Origin of the sequence: Pseudomonas sp. 28 E 9 (genome assembly GCF_900004785.1) — a bacterium.
In the GTDB taxonomy this organism is placed as follows: Bacteria; Pseudomonadota; Gammaproteobacteria; order Pseudomonadales; family Pseudomonadaceae; genus Aquipseudomonas; species Aquipseudomonas orientalis_A.
The window spans coordinates 41,135-45,973 of record NZ_CVTK01000046.1 but is presented as its reverse complement, the minus strand read 5'-3'; the positions used below and the strand labels follow the sequence as shown (position 1 = coordinate 45,973).

4 protein-coding genes are annotated in these 4,839 nt (G+C 62.8%); 2 read left to right on the top strand and 2 right to left on the bottom strand.

Annotation, left to right across the window (positions count from 1 at the left end):
* The first annotated feature begins 266 nt into the window (after positions 1-266).
* Positions 267-434, top strand: coding sequence for a hypothetical protein (locus BFQ00_RS29665; RefSeq protein ID WP_165386132.1), 168 nt, complete (start codon positions 267-269; stop codon positions 432-434).
* 66 nt (positions 435-500) lie between these two features.
* A complete protein-coding gene (locus BFQ00_RS13645; protein WP_065933801.1) occupies positions 501-2,672 on the top strand; it encodes a mechanosensitive ion channel family protein in 2,172 nt (723 codons plus the stop codon).
* 105 nt (positions 2,673-2,777) lie between these two features.
* Here BFQ00_RS13645 and BFQ00_RS13640 read toward each other — a convergent pair whose 3' ends face one another.
* Both BFQ00_RS13640 and BFQ00_RS13635 read right to left on the bottom strand, forming a co-directional pair.
* Positions 2,778-2,999, bottom strand: a complete 222-nt coding sequence (locus tag BFQ00_RS13640) for an MbtH family protein (RefSeq protein ID WP_057721389.1) — start codon at positions 2,997-2,999, stop codon at positions 2,778-2,780.
* A gap of 82 nt (positions 3,000-3,081) precedes the next feature.
* Positions 3,082-4,482 (bottom strand): aspartate aminotransferase family protein, encoded by a 1,401-nt coding sequence (locus BFQ00_RS13635; protein WP_065933800.1) that lies wholly within the window; start codon positions 4,480-4,482, stop codon positions 3,082-3,084.
* Positions 4,483-4,839: the final 357 nt, after the last annotated feature.

The following is a 4,839-nucleotide window of genomic DNA, read 5'->3' as shown; positions in this document are numbered from 1 at the left end:
AAGCGAGGTGCCGAGTGGTGGGGCAAGAGCGTTTTGCTTACTTTTGCGCTTTTCAAAAGTGAGCCGCTGTAAAAGCGGAACCTATAGCAGCCGTGACCACAGAAACGGATATGTACTCGATCTGATCCAACATCCTGGTCGGCCCAGAGGCCGCCATCGGGGGCAAGCCCCCTCCCACAATGATCTGCATCACCTGCACTTTCCGCAATCGGGCCTAGACTTGTCAGAACTTCCACTCCGACAAGGCCGTCACCCCCATGATCTCCATGTCCTCTTTCCACGCCATGCTGATCCCCATCCTGATCGGCATGATCATGCTCGCCGTCGGCTTCAATTTTCGTGACAACCCCCTTGGCGTGTTCGGCATGTGGGTCGGCATGCTGCTGATCCTGGGCACCGTGGTGTACAAGATCCTCGCCAAATTGGCGCAATGACACTCGCATCTGGCATAGCGGCCTCGTACACTCGGTCCATTCATCGCTTTCAAGGTTGACCGCCTCGTGCTTTCCCGTCTGTTTGCCCTGCCCCGCTACCTGCTGATCACCCTGCTCATAATGCTGCCGCTGACGTCCGCCCAGGCGGTGGGCTTGCCCGGGATGCTGGGCGGCTCCACCAAGGCCCAACCCCAGGCCGATGTGCCCCTGGGGCAGTCGCTGGACGAGGTGATCAAGACCCTGGAGAACGACCAGCAGCGCACCCAGTTGCTGAGCGACTTGAAGAAGCTGCGCGCCGCCACGCAGAAAGCCCAGCCGGCGGCCGAGCTGGGTGTGCTCGGCCTGATCGGCAGCACGCTGTCGGGCTTTGAACAGCAGTTCTCCGGCGCCGACAGCCCGATGGGGCGCTGGGCCAGTGAAGTCGACCTGGCCCGGGATGAACTCAGCGCGCTGATGCTGCCCGCCAACGAATGGCTGCCGATCATCTTTGGCTTTGCGCTGATCCTGGCGGTGTGGAGCCTGTTGGCCGCCGCGCTGATCTGGCTCAGCCACCGCGTGCGCGAGCGCTTCGGCCTGCCCGAAGAACTGCCGCAACACCCGCGTACCTGGGACATGCTGCGCTTTGCCTTGCGCAAGCTGGGCCCGTGGTTGATCGCCCTGGTGATTACGGTTTACCTGAGCTACGCCCTGCCCTCGTCCCTGGGCAAGTCGCTGGCGATGGTGCTGGCGTACGCGCTGGTGGTCGGCACCTGTTTCTCGGCGATCTGCGTGATTGGCTTCTCGGTGCTCGACGGCCCGCACCGCCACCGCGCCCTGTATATCCTGCGCCACCAGGCCTTCCGCCCGCTGTGGTGGATCGGCAGTTTTGCCGCCTTTGGCGAAGCCTTGAGCGACCCGCGACTGGTCGCAGCGCTCGGCCAGCACCTGGCGCATACGGCCGCGACAGTTGCCAATGTCATGGCCGCGCTGTCCACCGGCGTCTTCATCCTGCGGTTTCGTCGGCCGATCGCCCACCTGATCCGCAACCAGCCGCTGTCGCGCCGTCTGACGCGTCGCGCCCTCACCGACACCCTCTCGATCATCGGCACCTTCTGGTACCTGCCGGCGCTGTTGCTGGTGGGCATTTCGCTGTTCGCCACCTTCCTTTCCGCCGGCGACAGCAGCACCGCCCTGCGCCAGTCGCTGCTGTGCACGGTGCTGCTGGTGTTGTGCATGGTGATCAATGGCCTGGTGCGACGCCACGCCCTCAAACCGCAACGCGGGCACAAGCGCCATGCGCTGTACTCCGACCGCCTGAAGAACTTTGTCTACACCCTGGTGCACCTGGCGGTGTGGCTGGTGTTTATCGAGTTGGGGCTGCGGGTGTGGGGCCTGTCGATGATTCGCTTTACCGAAGGCGACGGCCATGAAGTCAGCGTCAAGCTGTTCGGTCTGGGCGGGACCCTGCTGTTCGCCTGGCTGATCTGGATCCTCAGCGACACCGCGATCCACCACGCCCTGACCCGCTCACGCAAAGGCCTGGCCAACGCGCGGGCGCAGACCATGATGCCGCTGATCCGCAATGTGCTGTTCGTGACCATCTTTATCATTGCCGCCATTGTCGCCCTGGCGAACATGGGCATGAACGTCACGCCGCTGCTGGCCGGTGCGGGTGTCATCGGTATCGCCATCGGTTTTGGTGCACAGTCGCTGGTGGCGGACCTGATCACCGGCCTGTTCATCATCATCGAAGACTCCCTGGCCATTGATGACTACGTGGACGTCGGCGGCCACCTGGGCACTGTCGAAGGCCTGACCATTCGTACCGTGCGCCTGCGCGATATCGACGGCATCGTGCACACGATTCCGTTCAGCGAAATCAAGAGCATCAAGAACTATTCCCGCGAGTTCGGCTACGCGATCTTCCGCGTGGCGATTCCCTACAACATGGAGATCGACGACGCGATCAAACTGATGCGCGACGTCGGCCAGGCCATGCGTAACGACCCGCTGCAGCGCCGCAATATCTGGTCGCCGCTGGAGATCCAGGGTGTGGAGAGTTTTGAATCGGGCAGCGCCATCCTGCGCGCGCGGTTCAAGACCGCGCCGATCAAGCAATGGGAAGTGTCGCGGGCGTTCAACCTGTCGCTCAAGCGACACCTGGATGAAGCCGGGCTTGACCTGGCGACACCGCGTTTGAGCGTGCAGGTGGTGACGGGGGGACAGGAGAAAGAAAGGCCGGAAGTCAACGCGAATTAATTGTGGGAGGGGGCTTGCCCCCGATGGCGGTGTGTCAGTTGATGCATCTGTAACTGATCCACTGCCATCGGGGGCAAGCCCCCTCCCACATTTGAAGCACGGTGTTCAGGCGAGTGCAGCGCCATCCATCTTCTGACGCAGGCTCAGCGGACGCATATCCGTCCAGTTCTCTTCGATATAGGCCAGGCATTCTTTCTTCATGCCGCTCTTGCCCACGGTGCGCCAGCCCTCCGGCACGGCCTTGTAGTCGGGCCAGATCGAATATTGCTCTTCGTGGTTGACCACTACCTGAAACAGGATGTCGTCGCGGTCAAATACTGAGGTCATTGCTATTCTCCGTCGCTCAAAGGCCGGCTGCGCACCATGCGCAGCACTGATATCTGTAGAAACGTATCAAGGCCCGGGAAAATTAGACGCTGGCGACCGCCGCCGCCAGGGCGCGCCCGAAGATCTCGGCGACACGGTCGATCTCGGCGGCGGTGATCACCAGCGGCGGCAGGAAGCGCACCACGCTGCCGTGCCGCCCGCCCAGCTCGAGGATCAGGCCGCGCTTGAGGCATTCGCGTTGCAGCACAGGCGCGAGTTGGCGGTGCACCGGTGGATGGCCCTGGATGTCGCATGTGCCATTGGGGTCCACCAGTTCCACGCCAAGCATCAGCCCACGCCCGCGAATATCGCCCAGGTGCGCAAAGTCGCGCTGCAGGATGCGCAAGTGTTCGCCCAGGCGCTCGCCCATCGCCACCGCATGCGCGGCCAGGTCGTGCTCCTTGAGGTAGCGCATCACCGCAGAACCCGCCGCCATCGCCATCTGGTTGCCACGGAAGGTCCCGGCATGCGCACCCGGCAGCCAAGTGTCGAGCCAGTCGCGGTAGACCACCACCGCCAATGGCAAGCTGCCGCCAATGGCTTTGGACATCACCACCACGTCCGGGATGATCCCCGCGTGCTCGAAGGCAAACATCTTGCCGGTGCGGCCAAAGCCACTCTGGATCTCATCGACAATCAGCGCCACCCCTGCCTGCTCGGTAATGCGCCGCAAGCCGCGCAGCCAATCGAGATCCGCCGGCACCACGCCACCCTCGCCCTGCACCACTTCGACAATCACCGCCGCCGGCGGCAACACACCGGCTTCGGGATCGTTGAGCAGGTTTTCCAGGTAATGCAGGTTGACCCGCACCCCTTCCGCGCCCCCCAGGCCGAACGGGCAGCGGTAGTCGTAAGGGTATGGCAGAAATTGCACACCATTGCCGAGCAACGCGCCCAGGGGTTTCTTCGGCCCGAGGCTGCCCATCAGGCTCAACGCGCCCTGGCTCATGCCGTGATAACCGCCCTGGAACGACAACACCGTACTGCGCCCGGTGGCGGTGCGTACCAGTTTCAAGGCCGCTTCCACCGCATCGGTGCCGGTTGGGCCGCAGAACTGAATCTTCGCCTGCCGCGCCAGTTCCGGCGGCAACAGGCCGAACAGGTCCTGCACGAACTGGTCCTTGACCGGTGTGGTCAGGTCCAGGGTGTGCAATGGCAACTCGTCGCTCAATACCTGTTGAATGGCCTGGATCACCACCGGGTGGTTATGCCCAAGCGCCAACGTGCCGGCGCCGGCCAGGCAATCAATGAAACTGCGGCCCTCCACGTCTTCCACGTAGATACCCTTGGCACGCTTGAGCGCCAATGGGATGCGCCGCGGGTAGCTGCGGGCGTTGGACTCCTGCTGGCGCTGACGGGCCAGCAGCGGGGTTTCGTCGAACTGATAGAGCGTCTCGCTGGCGTGCGCAGGCGCGGCTTCAATGGGGCTGGTGGCGACTGACATCTCTCGATCCCTCAGGTGGTGATCCGTGGGAGTGGGAAATACGCACGGACTTCATGTTCTGAAGACGCATCAGCGAGAAGAGGATTTAGGGGCCGGTGGTGGCTAACTGATGAATGAAGATCCAAATGTGGGAAGGGGCTTGCCCCCGATGGCGGTGTGTCAGCTGAACACTGGCTGGCTGACACACCGCTATCGGAGCATAGGTATCTACACAACGCTGTAGCGCCCAACCGTAACCACGATGCGAAGCGAGCCGCTCTTGATCTTGATCTTGATCTGCTTTTGATCCTAGGCGCCCCGTTAAACCACGCTGGCCGAACGCAGGCTTGAATCCGTGGGTAACCCGGCAGGACGCCG

Excerpts from the sequence above, each read along its gene's own strand:
- BFQ00_RS13640 (WP_057721389.1), bottom strand. The coding sequence starts at position 2,999 with ATGACCTCAGTATTTGACCGCGACGACATCCTGTTTCAGGTAGTGGTC.
- BFQ00_RS29665 (WP_165386132.1), top strand. The coding sequence starts at position 267 with ATGTCCTCTTTCCACGCCATGCTGATCCCCATCCTGATCGGCATGATC.
- BFQ00_RS13635 (WP_065933800.1), bottom strand. The coding sequence starts at position 4,482 with ATGTCAGTCGCCACCAGCCCCATTGAAGCCGCGCCTGCGCACGCCAGC.